Origin of the sequence: Terrimicrobium sacchariphilum (genome assembly GCF_001613545.1) — a bacterium.
Taxonomy (GTDB): domain Bacteria; phylum Verrucomicrobiota; class Verrucomicrobiia; order Chthoniobacterales; family Terrimicrobiaceae; genus Terrimicrobium; species Terrimicrobium sacchariphilum.
In genome coordinates, this window is sequence record NZ_BDCO01000002.1 from 664,605 (window position 1) to 680,761 (window position 16,157).

The 16,157-nt window shown below is 59.2% G+C and carries 13 protein-coding genes; 8 read left to right on the forward strand and 5 right to left on the reverse strand.

All coding sequences use genetic code 11. The annotated features are described in order from the left end of the window. The first annotated feature begins 26 nt into the window (after positions 1-26). The 3 genes from TSACC_RS03750 (at position 27) to TSACC_RS03765 (ending at position 3,741) form a co-directional block, all read left to right on the forward strand. On the forward strand, positions 27-665 hold the full coding sequence (locus TSACC_RS03750; RefSeq protein WP_075078052.1) for a type II secretion system protein: 639 nt from the start codon (positions 27-29) through the stop codon (positions 663-665). Between the two features lie 13 nt (positions 666-678). Beyond that, positions 679-1,398 (forward strand): D-lyxose/D-mannose family sugar isomerase, encoded by a 720-nt coding sequence (locus TSACC_RS03755; protein WP_084400159.1) that lies wholly within the window; start codon positions 679-681, stop codon positions 1,396-1,398. A 309-nt stretch (positions 1,399-1,707) separates the two neighbouring features. Continuing rightward, positions 1,708-3,741 (forward strand): beta-galactosidase, encoded by a 2,034-nt coding sequence (locus tag TSACC_RS03765; protein ID WP_075078055.1) that lies wholly within the window; start codon positions 1,708-1,710, stop codon positions 3,739-3,741. A 19-nt stretch (positions 3,742-3,760) separates the two neighbouring features. Here the strand turns inward: TSACC_RS03765 and TSACC_RS03770 are convergent, their stop codons facing one another. Next, positions 3,761-4,819 (reverse strand): LacI family DNA-binding transcriptional regulator, encoded by a 1,059-nt coding sequence (locus TSACC_RS03770; protein WP_202815906.1) that lies wholly within the window; start codon positions 4,817-4,819, stop codon positions 3,761-3,763. A gap of 64 nt (positions 4,820-4,883) precedes the next feature. On the opposite strand from TSACC_RS03770, the gene TSACC_RS03775 reads away from it, so the two are divergent. From TSACC_RS03775 to araD, 3 genes are read left to right on the forward strand one after another with little or no spacing between them, the layout of a single operon-like run. Further along, positions 4,884-6,542 carry a ribulokinase gene (locus TSACC_RS03775; protein WP_075078056.1) on the forward strand — a complete coding sequence of 553 codons (1,659 nt, stop codon included), beginning with the start codon at positions 4,884-4,886 and terminating at the stop codon, positions 6,540-6,542. Continuing rightward, positions 6,539-8,053, forward strand: a complete 1,515-nt coding sequence (gene araA, locus TSACC_RS03780; protein WP_075078057.1) for an L-arabinose isomerase — start codon at positions 6,539-6,541, stop codon at positions 8,051-8,053. Before TSACC_RS03775 ends, araA begins: the two co-directional genes overlap by 4 nt. A gap of 2 nt (positions 8,054-8,055) precedes the next feature. After that, a complete protein-coding gene (araD, locus tag TSACC_RS03785) occupies positions 8,056-8,760 on the forward strand; it encodes an L-ribulose-5-phosphate 4-epimerase AraD (protein ID WP_075078058.1) in 705 nt (234 codons plus the stop codon). A 168-nt stretch (positions 8,761-8,928) separates the two neighbouring features. Here the strand turns inward: araD and TSACC_RS03790 are convergent, their stop codons facing one another. The 4 genes from TSACC_RS03790 to TSACC_RS03805 all read right to left on the reverse strand — a co-directional run bounded on the left by TSACC_RS03790 (position 8,929) and on the right by TSACC_RS03805 (position 14,172). Further along, on the reverse strand, positions 8,929-10,527 hold the full coding sequence (locus tag TSACC_RS03790; protein ID WP_075078059.1) for an aldehyde dehydrogenase (NADP(+)): 1,599 nt from the start codon (positions 10,525-10,527) through the stop codon (positions 8,929-8,931). 4 nt (positions 10,528-10,531) lie between these two features. Then, on the reverse strand, positions 10,532-11,350 hold the full coding sequence (locus tag TSACC_RS03795) for a fumarylacetoacetate hydrolase family protein (protein WP_075078060.1): 819 nt from the start codon (positions 11,348-11,350) through the stop codon (positions 10,532-10,534). Between the two features lie 189 nt (positions 11,351-11,539). Further along, the gene (locus TSACC_RS03800; protein WP_269084885.1) at positions 11,540-13,006 is read right to left on the reverse strand and encodes an MFS transporter; all 1,467 of its coding nucleotides are present in this window, start codon (positions 13,004-13,006) and stop codon (positions 11,540-11,542) included. A 140-nt stretch (positions 13,007-13,146) separates the two neighbouring features. Further along, a complete protein-coding gene (locus TSACC_RS03805; RefSeq protein ID WP_075078061.1) occupies positions 13,147-14,172 on the reverse strand; it encodes a LacI family DNA-binding transcriptional regulator in 1,026 nt (341 codons plus the stop codon). A gap of 157 nt (positions 14,173-14,329) precedes the next feature. On the opposite strand from TSACC_RS03805, the gene TSACC_RS03810 reads away from it, so the two are divergent. Both TSACC_RS03810 and TSACC_RS03815 read left to right on the forward strand, forming a co-directional pair. Then, a complete protein-coding gene (locus TSACC_RS03810; RefSeq protein WP_153811240.1) occupies positions 14,330-15,124 on the forward strand; it encodes a hypothetical protein in 795 nt (264 codons plus the stop codon). A gap of 25 nt (positions 15,125-15,149) precedes the next feature. Further along, entirely contained in the window at positions 15,150-15,869 is a 720-nt protein-coding gene (locus tag TSACC_RS03815) for a type II secretion system protein (protein ID WP_075078063.1), read from the forward strand. Positions 15,870-16,157 lie beyond the last annotated feature (288 nt).

Sequence of the window (16,157 nt, forward strand, 5' to 3'; positions counted from 1 at the left end):
GGCTCATACGTCTTTCCCCCAAAACGATGAAAGCGCGACGACCGTACGGCTTTACGATGATCGAGGTGATCGTCACGACAGCGATCATCTGCATCCTTGCCGCCCTGCTGTTTCCCGTCGTGAAAAACACGATGGCGACGATGAATCGCTCGAGTTGCCTGGCCCAGATGGCAGCCTACGGCAAGGCGATCCAGCTGTACGCTGCGGATAACAATCAGTCGTTGCCGGGTCCGATCTACCGGGAAATGGCCGGCGTGTACGGCAGTTGGGCCCCCACTCGGATCTCGAGCTTCATTGCCCCCTATCTTTCTTTGCCTCAGACGACGACTCTCGCCTATTCCAAAAAACTGCAATGCCCGGCTTTCCTCCGTGTTTACAAAGCCGACCCTCAGGCATGGGGAGCGTATTCCTATGTGCTGAACAAACAGGTGTCTCTGAATGGTGCCGCCTTGAATCCCTGGGGGAACCCGTCCGGAAATACCTCATGGGGCCGCGTTGCCCCGGCGACGTTTCCTGAGCTGGCAGCATTGGACGACGGTCTTTCCAAGACCTGGATGATGCAGGATTTTGATGGCCCCGACGCCGCAGTCGCGTCACCGGTTCACAGGGACTTTCGCAATCGCATGTTCTTCGACCTTCACGCGGAGTCTGTGTCCTCGCGGTAAGGGCTTTTTTCTCATGGCTACCCCGTCTTCATTGTGTCGTTCGCATGTCAATCAGTCCGTTCTCCATGCCCTGGAGGTGTTCTCGCACTTCGGGATTTCGCTTCCGGGTTTTTCCCGGTGGACTCCGGAGCAGTGGCAGACTGTTGGTTCCGAGGCAGACGAGATTCGTGATTGTATGTTGGGCTGGGACGTGACGGATTTTGGGTCCGGGCGCTTTTGCGAGATCGGGCGCACCCTTTTTACCCTGCGGAATGGCCGCATGTCCGATGATCGCTACCCGAAGTCCTATGCGGAAAAGCTGATACTGGATCCGGAGGGCCAGCGTGCTCCGGCGCACTATCATCGTTCCAAGCGTGAGGATATCATCAATCGCGCCGGCGGGAACATTATCGTCGAGTTGACAGCCACGGAAGGCGATGGATCTCCATCCTCGCGGCGATTTCCTATCGTGGTGGATGGTGTGTTGCGGGAGCTCGGTCCCCGCGAGCGGGTGCGTCTGCGGCCAGGGGAGAGCCTGTGTATTCCGCCTCGTACGATACATCAGTTTTGGGGGGAGGAGGGAACGGGGTACCTGGTCGGCGGCGTGCGATATTCCGTCAGTGGCGAGGTCTCCAGTGTTTGTGACGATTGGAATGATAATGTCTTCCTCGATCCAGCCTCCCGTTTCCCGGTTCTGGTCGAGGATGAACCGCGACGATTTTGCCTCTGCAACGAATATCCCAGAGCTAGCTGAGCGGATATAAGGCAGCCTCCCAGGTTTCAATGGTCATCGCGGACGACGTGCCCGCATGGCTGTTATCACGGAGGCGTCCCGGATCGGAATGGAGCATTCTGGTGAACATTACTGTCAAGTAACCTTTGGATTTTCCATTGGTCATCCGCGTGTAGGATGAATCGTTACGATGTCGTTTGCCCGTGATGAAAGGAATCCCGTTTGCGCGTTGATGGTTGATACGATCGACGTGCATTCGTTTTCTCTCGTATTGCACGCCACGCCTCGCGGTTTCGCTTCTCGTTAGCTTTTATACTTCTCGCTCCTGCCATGACTGTTCTTCCGCCGCGCCATCAACGTCCTTCTAAACTTCCCGGGTTTCTTTTTGGAGTTCCCTATTATCCGGAGCAGTGGAGGCCGGAGGATCGAAAGAACGATGCCGCCATGATGGCGGCGGCCGGAGTGAATGTCGTACGCATGGCGGAGTTTGCCTGGGACCGGATGGAACCTCGCCCGGGCGCATTCGATTTCTCGATCTTCGACGAAACCATCGATGTGCTCGGCGCGGCGGGGATCGAGACCATCCTGTGCACGCCCACGGCGGCTCCGCCCCGGTGGATGACGTCCGCGAATCCCGACTGGTTCCGTGAGAATGCCTCCGGAGTTCGCATGACGCATGGCAGCCGCCAGCATGTCTGCACGAATCATCCCGAGTTTCGCGCGGCATCCGAACGCATCACGCGTGCGATGGCAGAGCATTATCGAGACAATCCGAGAGTCATCGGCTGGCAGACGGACAATGAGTTTTTCTGTCACATCAGTGAGTGCTTCTGCCCCGCCTGCGGGCGGGATTTTCAACGCTGGCTGCGGGAAAAGTACGGCAACATCCAGGCGCTGAATGAAGCCTGGGGTGCGGCATTCTGGGCGCAGACCTATGGTGATTTCTCTGAGATCGTGCCGCCGCGGCAGGATCGCCCCACCTACCCGAATCCCGGTGCGCAGCTCGATTGGTTTCGTTTCCTGGGAGATGCCATCCGCGATTTCCAGGGCGGACAGGTCAATATCCTTCGCTCTGTTCAGCCGCGCTGGTGGATCACGCACAATGGCACCTTTCAGCATGTGGATTATTGGAATCTCGCGGAGGACCTGGATTTTCTGGGAGTCGATGTCTATCCAGGCTTCACAGTGCAGAAGCCTGAGGATTACTGGTGGGCGGCGGTGAAAAACGAAGAGGCCCGCTCGGCGTCCGGGAGCTACATCATTCCGGAGCAACAGGCGGGAGCCGGTGGACAATGGCCCTATCTCCATCGTACGCCGGACCCGGGGCAAATGCGCCTGTGGGCCTGGCAGGCTGTGGCTCACGGCGCCGATGGCATCCTGCATTTCCGCTGGCGCACGTGCCGCTATGGCGCCGAGATGTATTGGAACGGCGTCTTGGATCACGACAATATCCCCCGCCGCCGCTACGACGAGTTTGCGCGGGAGGGCGGGGAGTTTGCCCGGCTCGGCGACAGTATCCTGGGCACCACTCTTTCCGTGAAGGTGGGGGTCTTGCTTGAGAACGACCAGGATGAAGCCCATCAAACCATGCCCATGGGCCTGCCGTCGCCGGATGAGCAGAGACGGGTAATCCTGCGCGAGCTGCTGCGCCGGAAACTGGAGGCCGGATATGTCAATGCACATGATTCCTTTGAAGGTCTCGGCATCATTATTCTGCCGGGATTTGTCCTGATGGACGAGGATCTGGCAGCCCGCCTTGGGGAGTTCGTGGAGCGCGGAGGGTTGCTGGTAGCCACGGCTCGCACGGCGACCCGTCACCGGAATAATCATGTTAGCGAATTCACGCCCCCCGGGTTTTTGCGTGATGTTTTCGGCGCGACCGTCGAGGAGTTTGGCAAGTTGGAACGCGGATCGATTGACCTGGAGATGGCTCCGGGCGTTGTCGCGCCGGTGGGCGACGGGTACGAGATTCTCTCTTTGCGGGGAGCCCGGGCCCTTGGCAACTGGCAGTGTTCCCGCTGGCCGGCACCTCACGCTGCATCCGGCCTGCCCGCCGTCTCGCATCATGTCCATGGCTCCGGAAGCGCGATTTACCTGGGTACGTATATTTCTGCGGACAATGCCGCCGCGCTGATCGGGCTGGTTCTTGATCATGCCAATATCCCGCCTCTCGCCGTGGCGTCGGATGGGGTGGAGATTACCTGCCGACACTCCGCAAGCCATCGGTTGTATTTTCTGCTTAACCACAGCGGCCAGCCTGCAAGTGTGAGCGCCCTCCCGGTCGGAACGGACCTCATCACGGGTCAGCCGTGCGACGGAGACTGCACCCTCTCACCGTTCGGCGTGGCACTCATCAAAGCTTGAGAAGCGGCGCCTGACAAATCTACCTGGCAGGGGGCAGTCTTGTTTTTACCGTGGAACCATCGACCCAGGAGGAGTCAATAAGCGTGGCTCTGGGAAAGGCCGGGATGCCGCTTTCATTATTGTGAATCATGCCGATGACCATCTCGACGGCGGCCTCGCCGACCACGTCGTTATGTTGATTCATTCCGGCCCAGTCGGGTGAACTGGAGCGCCACTCGAGCTGGATGAGCCCGATGTCGCGCGGTACGCGGAAGCGTCTTTTTTCCAGCCAGCGGCGGACATTGTTATAGAGCGTGAGAATGACGTCGGGATGCTCGCGCTCCCGCCATTCATGGAAACCCGCCTCGCTGCCGGGAGAATCGTCCGGCGGAAGGAAGGTCCGCACGCGACGGGCGCGTGGGAGGGCTCGCTGCGCCACCTGGACCCCCGCGGTGATGCGATGCTCCACGAGTTCATCGATGACGGGATCAATGACCAGGGCGGGACGCTGGTAGCCGAGTGCGAGCGCCTTGCGAAAGGCTGCGAGAGCGAGCATGTGGTGATCCGTGCAGGCAAAGGAGAGAGCTGGCTCATGCGTTCTCACTCCCGTCACCACGGTCGGGAAGCTCTGCCAGGTCGGGAGAAATCTGTCCGGCAGGCGGTTGTTCCCCATCAGGCCCACCACGATCACCCCCATGATGCCGCGTGCCCTGAGGACCTTGTTGAGGCGGATGCCGTCGAGAGAGGGTTCGTGCAGCCAGAACTCATCCAGGCGATAGCCCAGCGCAGCGGCGCGTCGTCGACATCCCTCGATATAGGTCGGGATGGTCGGATGCGTCCGAAAGGCATTCCGGTCCGCATGGGCGTTGACCACCGCAAGACATGAGCGGAAGCGCGGTGCTTTTCCCCTGCGCAACTCGGCCATGAGCCGCGCGACGGTCGCGTTCTTGTTGTAACCGAGCTCCCGGGCGATCCGGGCGATGCGATCGCGGGTCTCCTGCGGAATCTGCCGGTCATGCCTCAGCGCCAGCGAGACAGTGTTCTTGGAAACACCTGCCCGGCGGGCGATCTCGGCCATGGAGGGCGGCTTATCGGGCATGTCACATTACTGTAATGTAACGGGCCGCTTTTCCATCGAAAAGTTTCGGGGAACGCTTAACCCGATGAACTCCTCCCTCGGCATAGACTATGGAACGAATTCCGTGCGGGCGCTGATCGTCGACTGTGCCGACGGACGCGAACTGGGGAGTTGCATCGTGGATTACCCGAGCGGCCACCAGGGCGTGCTGCTCGATCCGCGCAATCACCATCTCGCCCGGCAGAACCCGGCGGATTACATCCTCGGCCTGGAAAAGGCGGTGCAGGGCGCGGTCCGGCAGGCGAAAGAAAAGGGATTCTCGCCGGATACGCTGGTCGGTATTGGCGTGGACACCACGGGATCGAGTCCGCTGCCAGTGGACGAAAAAAACGGTGCGCTCGGGATGGTGCCGCGCTGGAGTGAGCATCTCGCCGCGCAGTGCTGGTTGTGGAAGGATCATACGAGCCACGAGGAGGCGGCGGCGATCACGCGCCTGGCCGCGCTCCATCGTCCGCAGTACGTGGCCAAGTGCGGCAACACGTACTCCTCGGAGTGGTTTTGGGCCAAGATCTGGCGGTGCCTGAAGGTCGCGCCCGAGGTCTTTGAGGCTGCATACAGCTGGGTGGAGCTGGCCGACTGGGTGCCCGCCGTGCTGGCAGGGGTGCGGGATCCCCGCCAGATCAAACGCGGGGTGTGCATGGCCGGTCACAAGGCACTCTACAGCGAGGAATGGAGCGGCCTGCCGGACAAGGAATTCCTCGCGCTGCTCGATGCCCGCCTCGCGGATCTGCGAGATCGCCTTTACGAGAAAGCCTACGACGCCATGACGCCAGCCGGGCGCCTGTGTCCGGAATGGGCGGCCCGGCTTGGGCTGCCGGAGGGAATCCCCATCGCCATCGGCGAGATGGATGTTCATTACGGAGCCATCGGCAGCGGCGTCACGGAAGGCACGCTGGTCAAGGTCATCGGCACCTCGACCTGCGACTGCGGAGTGGTCTCGGCAGAGCGCGAGGTGGCCGACATCCCGGGCATCTGCGGCATCGTCAAAGGGGCAATCCTCCCGGGATACTACGGCGTCGAGGCCGGGCAATCGGCCGTGGGTGATATCTTCAAGTGGTGGGTCGAGGTCGTCTGCCAGGGCGACGCCCAGCTCCATCAACAGCTCAGCGAGGAGGCTGCAGCCTTGCGGCCGGGCCAGAGCGGCCTGATCGCGCTGGATTGGAACAATGGCAACCGCACGATCCTGGTGGATCCCATGCTGACCGGGCTGCTGCTCGGCCAGACCCTGTATACGACCAGAGCGGAGATTTACCGCGCCCTCATCGAGGCGACAGCCTACGGAGCCCGCGCGATCATCGAGCGCCTGAAAGAATACGGCGTGCCGGTCGAGCGAGTGGTATGCGCCGGAGGCATCGCGGAGAAAAATGCGCTGGCCATGCAGATTTACGCCGACGTCACGGGCTGCGCCATCCACCTGGCGGGATCCAGCCAGGCCTGCGCCCTGGGAGCTGCCGTGTCGGCTGCCGTGCAAGCCGGGGTCTACGAGGACTTCCCTGCCGCCCAGGCTGCCATGACCTCGCTGAAGGACACAGTGTACCAGCCCATCCCCGGGCAGCAGGCGACCTACAACAAGCTCTACGCCATTTATCGCAAACTCCACGACGCCTTTGGCGGCGTCGCCAAGGACGCGGATCTTTCCGGCGTCATGAAGCAGCTGATCGAAATCAAAAACCAACTCTCATGAAAAATCTCCCTGCACCCGAAATCTGGTTCATCACCGGCAGCCAGCATCTCTACGGAGAAGGCCCGCTCCGACAGGTCGCCGCCAATTCCCGGGAGATCGTGGCCGGCCTCAACGCCTCCAGCCGCATCCCGCTCAATGTCGTGTTCAAGCCCGTCTTGACTCGTCCCGAGGAGATCCGCGCCCTTTGCCTGGAAGCCAACAGCTCTCCCGCCTGCGCGGGCCTCATCGTGTGGTGCCACACCTTTTCGCCATCCAAGATGTGGATCAACGGTCTGCTGCAGCTGCGCAAGCCGGTGCTGCATCTCGCCACGCAGTTCAACCGCGACCTGCCCTGGAGCGAGATCGACATGGATTTCATGAATCTCAACCAGGCTGCTCATGGCGACCGGGAGCATGGATACATCCACACGCGCCTGCGCCTGCCGCGCAAGGTGGTCGTCGGCCACTGGAGCGACGAAGAGGTGCAGGATCGCGTGGCCGCCTGGATGCGAGTGACGCGTGCGTGGTGCGACTGGCAGGGCGGCAAGTTTGTCCGTTTCGGCGACAACATGCGCTACGTGGCCGTCACCGAGGGTGACAAGGTCGCGGCGGAAGCACGTTTTGGCTTTTCCGTGAATACGCACGGCATCGGCGACCTGGGCGCCGCGATGAACGAGGTCGAGGAGACTGCCATCACCGCACTCTGCGAGGAGTACGAGTCGCTGTACTCCGTCGCCGCCAGCCTGCGCAAGGGAGGTGAACGCCACGAGGCCCTGCGCTACAATGCCCGCCAGGAGCTGGGCATGAGGGCGTTTCTCGAAGCAGGCAGCTTCCTGGGATTCACCGATACCTTTGAGGATCTGCACGGGATGAAGCAGCTCCCGGGCCTCGCCGTCCAGCGCCTCATGGCGGAGGGCTATGGCTTCGCAGGCGAGGGCGACTGGAAGACCGCCGCGCTCGTGCGAGCGATGAAGGTCATGGCGGGCGACCTGCCCGGCGGCACCTCCTTCATGGAAGACTACACCTACGAGCTCAACCCGGCCGGGCAGCTCGTCCTCGGCTCCCACATGCTGGAGGTCTGCCCCTCCATCGCCCAGGGCAAGCCCTCCATTGAGATTCACCCGTTGGGAATCGGCGGCAAGGATGATCCGGCAAGACTGGTCTTCGACGCCCACGCCGGACCTGCGATCAATGTCGCGATGATGGATCTCGGCAACCGCTTCCGAATCCTCGTCAACGAGGTCGACGCCATCGCTCCGCCGCATCCGCTGCCGAAGCTCCCGGTCGCCCGGGCTGTCTGGAAATGCCGCCCGGACCTCAAGACCGCCGTCGCAAGCTGGATCTATGCCGGAGGCACGCACCACACGGGCTTCAGCTACTCCGTGACCGCCGAGCACATCGAGGATCTCGCCGAAATCGCGGGGGTGGAAGTCGCGATCATCGACGCAAAGACCGAACTGCGTGATTTCAAGCAGCAACTGCGCAACAACGAGATCTACTACCATATCGCCCCCGGCCTCGGCCGACTGTAGTCATGAGCGCATTCCGCGATATCAAAGACGAATGCTTTGAGGCAAATCTCCTGCTCCCCGAGTACAGGCTGATCGATCTCACGTTTGGCAATGTCAGCGTCGCCGACCGGGACAAGGGCGTCTTTGCCATCAAGCCCAGCGGGGTGGATTACCGCACCATGCGCGCCGAGGACATGGTGGTCTGCGACATCGCTGACGGGCGCGTGGTCGAGGGCGGTATGCGCTACTCCTCCGACACCCCGACCCATCGGCGACTGTTTCAAGCCTTTGAGGGGATTCGCTCCGTGGTTCATACCCATTCACGCAATGCCGTGGCCTTTGCCCAGGCAGGGAGAGAGATTCCCTGCCTCGGCACCACCCATGCCGACTACTTCCATGGCCCGGTGCCTGTCACGCGCTTCCTGAACGCTTCGGAAATCTCCGAGGCTTACGAGTGGGAGACGGGCAATGTGATCGTAGAGCGGTTCCGGGAAATCGATCCCCGGCACATCACCGCCGTACTGGTGCGAGGGCATGGCCCGTTTGCCTGGGGCCTGTCAGGAGCCAAGGCCGTCGAAAGCGCCTTCGCTCTCGAAATCGTCGCCGAGATGGCGATGAAGTCTCTGCAACTGGCAGCCCACGCCGAGCCCATTCCGCCGGAACTTCTCGACAAGCATTTTCTGCGAAAGCACGGCTCCTCCGCCTACTACGGGCAGCCCGACTCGTAAAAGGCGACTACCCGTCTGGCAACCCGCCTTCCGCGCCTGATCCATCTTCGGCTCCAGTCGCCCTCCATGCCACTGACGTCCAAGATGAACAGACCCAGACAACCGCCCCAAACATCAACACCGAGTCCTCGGATTAGCTCTCCACCTGGAGCAAATTCGCGAGTCCGATCACCACGCTTTCCGTGTGAGTTCGTTATTGACCAAGCGCATGATGTGGCGCGGATTGCCAGATCGCAGCTCCTCGGGAAGCAGGGTTTCCGGAACATTCTGCAGGCAGACAGGCCTCGCGAAACGCAGCATCGCAGCCGTGCCAACGGACGTGAATCGCGTGTCGCTCGTCGCCGGATAGGGGCCGCCGTGATGCATGGAGGGGCAGACTTCCACGCCGGTGGGAAATCCATTGAAAACAATGCGCCCTGATCTTTGGGTGGCTGAATGAAGCAGACTTTTGACCAGGACATCATCTCCCCCGGAGTAATGAATGGTAGCCGTCAGCTGGCCGCCAAGGTGCGCGGAAATCTCCAGCAGCTGAACGTCGCTTTTTGCCGCAACAAACAGGCAGAACGGACCGAAGACCTCGATCTCTCCGCAGGCGGGATCAGCGAGGAATTCATCTCCCGAAATCAGACCCGCAGCGGGAAGACTTTCGGTTTTACTCGAATCCGAAGCTCTGGTGGATTCCGCCAGAATGTGCACGCCGTTTCGACTGCATAGCGTGGCTTTTGCATTCTTGTACGACTCTAATATACCGGCGTTGAGCATGGTGGTGGCGGAACCTTGAGCCACAAGCCGACGGAATTCCTCCACCATGTTTTTCCAGGCCGGACCTTCGATGCCCAAGATCAGGCCGGGCTTTGTGCAGAACTGGCCTCCGCCGAGCGTGACAGAATCAAACAGACCTTTGGCAAAAGCGGAGCCTCTTTCCTCAAGGAGGCGAGGAAGGGCGAAAACCGGATTGAGGCTCGCCATTTCTGCGAAGACGGGAATCGGATCGGGTCTGGAAGCCGCCGCGTCACACAGAGCTCGTCCGGCCGTATGCGAGCCGGTGAATCCGACGGCTTTGATCGCGGGCTGCCGGACCAGCTCAAGTCCGATCGTCTGACCTCTGCCGTGCAGCATGGAGAAGACGCCCGAGGGCAATCCGCACTCCTGGATGGCCGCAAGGATCGCGGATGCGATCATTTCCGAGGTGCCTGGATGCCCGCTGTGGGCCTTTACGATCACCGGGTTTCCCGCAGCGAGGGCAGATGCCGTATCTCCACCGGCAACAGAAAAGGCGAGGGGAAAGTTGCTTGATCCAAAGACCACGACCGGACCGAGTGGAATCAGCATCCGCCGAAGGTCTGGTCGTGGAAGAGGTGTGCGATCGGGCAGTGCCGTGTCGATTCGGGCATCCACCCATGAACCCTCGCGAACGACTTCGGCAAAGAGCCGGAGTTGGCCGCAGGTCCGGGCTCTCTCGCCGGTCAGCCTCGGCAGGGGCAGCCCGGTTTCCTGGTTGGCTCGGAGCAGGAGATCTTCGCCAAGCGCCTCGATCTTTAGGGCGATCGATTCCAGGAAAGCGGCGCGCTGCTCCGGGCTTGTTTGCGCATAGTCCGGGAAGGCGTCGGCGGCGGCTTGTGCGGCCAGCCTGGTTTGTTCCATCGAGGCTTGATGAAATCCAGGTTCCAGCGGCTCCTGTGTGAGCGGGGAGATGACAAAGGTGTTCTGGCCGGAGCCTTGAAGCCAGGCGCCACCGATGAGGAGCTTGCCATGAAGGTTGATCATAATATTAGGCGACAGTGTTCGACAGAGTGCCGATGCCGGTGATTTCGATCTCTGTGCGGTCTCCGGGTTGCAGGGAGAAGTCATTGGGTGGGACGATTCCTGTTCCGGTCATGAGAAAGCATCCCGTTTTGAAAGAGGTTTCCCGAAACAGATAGCCCGCCAGTTCGTCGAAGCTCCGTTTGATTTGGGAGATGGCGGTTCCGGTATCGAGAATCATCTTTTCATCTCGAAAGACTCTCAGGAGGATCTCGGTGGCGGGATCAAGCGGCTTATCTGTCAAAACGATGCAGGGGCCGATAGAGCAACTGCCGTCATAGATTTTGGCCTGGGGAAGGTAGAGAGGATTTTCGCCCTCGATGTCGCGTGAGCTCATATCATTACCGACCGTGTATCCGATGATCCTGCCTTGGGAGTTAAGCGCGAGAGTCAGCTCCGGTTCCGGCACATTCCAGTGCGAATCCCGGCGGATTCGCACTGCTCCGTTCGGACCGACCACTCGATAGGCGGGCGCTTTGAAGAATAACTCCGGGCGATCGGCCGCATAGACACGATCATAGCAGTCGGCTCCACCGGTTCCCCGGCTTTCCTCCATGCGGGCGTTGCGGCTGCGCAAATAGGTGACGCCTGCGGCCCAGACTTCCTGGGATTCCAGTGGGGCGAGCGGCTGGAAGGAGGGTTTCCCACTGAGAGGCTTCGCGGCGGAGAGCAATTCCGCAGGAACATCTGCGGTAAAAATCGCGTCGATTGATCCATCGGGGAGGAGCGCCCATCCGGCCTCCGTTTCAAGATATAATGCGTCAATACTACGGTGGAGCTTTTTCATAATGGTGGACGGATTTTACGCGTGTTGGCCAATTGACTTATCCTGACTGATTTAGTGGATGGAGATTCGAGCGCATAACGGTCGAAGCTCAGCATCTGGTCGAGTCGTCTTGAATGGGCTAGGCGCGTGCACTTTGTGCCGGGGAGGATCCGTTGGATCGAGGAACACACACTTATCAAATCACAGGAGCTAGATTTTCCCACGGCGTGCCTCCAATTGCCCCCGGATCTCAGCCATCCGCGCGCGGGTGAGTGGATACCACCAGAGAAACATCAGAGTGATGGGCCATAGCACGAGTGGTAAGATCACAAAAATGAGCAGCATCCGCTGAAGCACTTCGGGTTGCTGGCCTTGGATTTTTGCGTCGAAGCCCGTTATCTGGAGCACCCCTCCTCCGAGGCCCAAGGCGAGTGTCGAAGCCACTTTGATAAACCAGGAAAAAAACGCATTTAGTGCACCTTCGCGCCTTCGGTTTGTCCGGGCTTCGTCATAATCCGCAACATCGGCCTTCATCGATGGCAGAAAGATCCAGATTGCGGAGACGGCCCCCACCTCGAAGACGGCTGGGATCAACTGAAGATACGGCATGTCCGGGCGCAGGCAGAGGAGATAAGAGAAGTGGCCGAGCAGCGAAAGCACGACCATCGCGATGACGATTGAGCGCTTGTCGAATTTCTCGGCCAGCCAGGTCCAGAGCGGGATGCAGGCAATGCCCGTCGCGACAAGCACTGTGGATTTCCAGCCGGTGACGATCGACGCCTTTGCGATATCGCCCTCGTTTACCAGATAGATATTCAGATACTGTCCCAGGCTGCTCACGGAAATCGTGCCAAGAAGGATGAAGAATGAACTCCCGATCAGGAGCCAGAGGGGTTTGTTGCGAAAAGATTCCTTCAAACTCGCCCAAAACGGATCACGCGTTTGCCGGACAACCTCCTTGTCATAAAATCGCTCCCGTCCAATGAGCGGCGGGAGCAAGCCAAAAACGAGAATCAGGCCGGCGACTATCCAGCAAAAGAACTGCATGCCTTGAACCAAATCCGGTTTTCCCGTGGCAGAATTAATGAACCAGCTCCCGGTCACAAAGGCCATCGACCAGCCACCGAGCAGGCCGGAGATTTTTCCAAACAAGGCGGTCCAGGCCATCAGCCGGGTTCGCTCGTCGTAATTTGGAGTCAACTCCATCTGCATCGCATAGAATGGCATGTTCCAGAAGGTGCAGGACGTTGAGAACAGCAAGCCGATGCCGCAAAGATAGGCTAGCATGACGTATTCGTTATGCCCTTCCGGGGGATGCCAAATCAGGAGGTAGAAGACGGCCATAAAAATGGCTCCGCCAACCATGAATGGCCGTCGTCTGCCCCAGCGGGTCCGCATATTGTCCGAGAGGTTTCCCACCAACGGATCTCCGAAAGCCTCCCAAACGCGCAGCACTACGAGAACTGCGCTAAGTGATAATGGACTGATCCCCAATCCGATGTTGAAAAACGGCATCCAAAACGCCGAAATAGTCAAATCTACCGCCAAAAAGGGGGTGCACGCACCGACCGCGAAGGCGAGTTTCTGGTTGAAAGGAATGCGGTCCGCCTCGGGAATTCCGGCGAGGCGCTGGCGACTGGTTGAGACACCGCGGGGCGAGGCGCCGACTTCTGTCACGAGGGCGGCGGCGGTGTGGGGAGACTTCACCAAACAAACCAACCAAAGCGAAAAGTCTGCGTCAAACGAAATCTTGCGTAAAATAATTGTGGCCTAGAAGTCGTAAGGCGCTGAGAGATCACGGATTTTTTTACGATAGTTTACGCCCTGGCGGGGCCGGTCGATTCGCGAACAACGAGCCGCGTGGGGAGGATCTCCTGCGGCGGGCGCCACTTTCCGGGATTGTCGATGGCGTCTTTGATGGCTTTCGATGCATGGTAGCCCGCGAGCTGGATTGGATGATTTACGGTGGTAAGCGCGGGATACCAGATTTCGGTTTCCGGATAGTTGTCAAATCCGACGATCGAGATGTCCGCCGGGATTTTTTTTCCGATCTTGTGAAGATGGGTCATGGCGCCAAACGCCATTTCGTCATCGACGGCGAGCACCGCTGTAATATCGGGGGCCTGCTCAAGCAGTTGTCTCATGGCGCGCAAGCCGTCGACACCCTTCACGTTTCGTTTGTCTGGAGCCGGCGATTCCGCCAGCCATGCTGGTGCTGGTTGGATGCCGGCTTCTTTGAGCGTGTTTTCGTAGCCCTTGAAGCGCTGGATTTGATTGAGGCTCGAGAGGTGATAGCGGAGAAAGCCGATTTTTCGATGTCCCAGCTCCAGCAGATGGCGGGTCGCTGCGCAGGAGCCTGAGTAGGAGTCATTATCGATAAATCCCGCGCCCTCAATGGCGATTTGTGCGTCCAGAAACATCACTGGAAGCTCCGAAGCGGCAAGCAGCCGATGCTCGTCAATGTAGTAATCCGAGAGCAAGACGATGACCCCGGCGCATTGCTGGTCACGGATTTGCTCCAGCGTGGTGGTGCGTGGATGAGTGCTCCTGGTAATGAGGTTCACCTCCATGTCTCCCTCTCGAGCGTAGGTGAAAATCCCCTTTAGCGCTTTCGCGATGTAGTTGCTAAAATCATCGACCGGGATCAGCACGGCAACTTTCGGCTGGCGCGATTGCGGGTAGGTGGTCGTGAACTGGTATTTCCTCAGGAGCTGATCGATTCGATCTCGCGTCGCCTCACTCACGCCAACGCGACGATTCATCACTCGCGAGACGGTGGCAACGGAAACCCCTCCCTCTTTTGCGATGCGTGTGATGCTAACTTCCTGTGGATGGCGGGCCATGTGGGCAAAAGAACATACTGAAAAATCAGAACAAGTTCACGACTTCGTCAAACGCAATTTTTTCGCAAATTTTCCTTTTGACGGAATCGCTCGAAATGGAGTAATTAATTTACGCAACTTAATCCACGTCCATCCAATGAACACAATGCTCCCCTCCGTGACTAAAGTTCTTGCCTTCACTTTGACCCTGGCCTTCGCGGCCGTGATTCCGGCTTCTGCGGGTTCGCTGATTACCAATGGCAACCTCGAAGCCTGGGGTGCTGTCAGTGGAACTCCGCCTCAGGGAAGTCCCACGGGATGGGCGGGAGGAGGTACCGTCATTCGCTCGGCGGGCCTTGTTCCCGGGTCAACCTATTCCGGTGTGATACAGGCCGGGAATTCGGGACTCTACACCACGGCCCTTCTCGAGAGCACCGCCCAGTTTGAGTTGAGTTTTGTATTGGCCGCGACTGACCCGGGGAGCGCCACCTCGCGCAGTTTCAATCTTCAATTGAGTCAAGCGTCGGGAATGTTTTTGAATTTCCGCACGGTTCGGGGTTCCTCTGGCGCGGGATTCCTGACATTGCAGGTCTATGATATTGCCGCATCGGGTTGGAGTAATCTCGTCCAAAATCTCGACGCATCAGTCTATACCGGAGGCTCGACGAATTCCTTCACCACGCTGAACCCTTATGCCTTTACCTTGGATGTCAACCTGACGGGAACCCCCTCGTGGTCCTTGTCGTATGGCGCGGTCGGCGGCTCGATTACCACTCTCTCCAATAAGACAATATTTTCGGCGAATCCCACGGTGGGTGGGGCGTTGACCCAGTTTGGCTTCGCTGGAGGGGCCTCTGCCAGCAACTATGGGGTTGATAACATTACCGCTATTTCCGTGCCTGAGCCCGGAACTGCGGTGCTGGCTCTGGTGGGCGGCTTCCTCCTGGTGGCGAAGCTCCGTCGAAAGATGTAGCCAGACATTCAGGAATTTCAAAGCGATGCTCCCCCCTCGGCGCCGTCTTCCATTTTCGAATCATCGGGCATTCACATTGGTGGAGCTCGTGGTGACTGTTGCAATCGTCGCCCTCCTGGCTGCATTGATTCTTCCGGCCTTTCGTGGCACTCAAACTCGAGCGAAACAGATAAAGAGTCTCGCTAATCTGCACGCCATCGGAGGAGGGCTCGGGCTCTACCTGACGGAAAACCAAAACACGTTTCCGGCATCATGTAACAGTGCTTATACTGGCGGATTTTGGACCGAATCCCTGGCGCCCTTTTTACCGCCTCCCATCACAGTGGCCAAGTTCGATACGGGAACCAAATTCCAAATCAGCCCGGTTTTTGTCGATCCGCTCCTGCCCAATAATCGGCACCATCCTCTCGGCGACTATGGGGCCAATTCGGACATCTTCTACGGACCGACGGGCTGGCCGGTAACCACGACGCCCGTGTCTGCCGCTGCACTCGGCGGGAGGTTGTCGAAAGTCGTTGCAGTGATGACGGCCGAGGATGCGACGAACGTCACTCCGCCATGTGGGTCTTGGTTTATCAATCGCAAGGGAATCGTAACAACCGCGCCGCAGAGCTGGACCGGATCCCGCCCGGGTACCCGAGGGATGGATTCTTATCTGTGCCTATTCGCTGACCTCCATACCGAAATCATACAAAAGGACGATTTTCAACAGCGTCGTGGGGATTTGCTGAGTCTCGTACCGTAAGTTTATGTCTTTCTCTCTGAGCTATTGGTCCCTCGTGCGGACAGCAAGAACCAGCATTCTTGCCCTGTTCCTCGGGCTTTGTTTTTCTTCTGCGAACGCGGATTTTTCCATCACGGACTCCTTGCGCGCTCTTCCCGATGGAACTTTCGTCTTTTCCTCGCCAGCGACCACCGAGACTTTTCGCGCAGGCTTGTTTCTGGATCAGAAGATGGGAAATGGAACTGTCCATACCAGCGACCAGACGGCTGACGGGACGACGAAGATCTCCGACGGTTTCCCAAAGTCCAG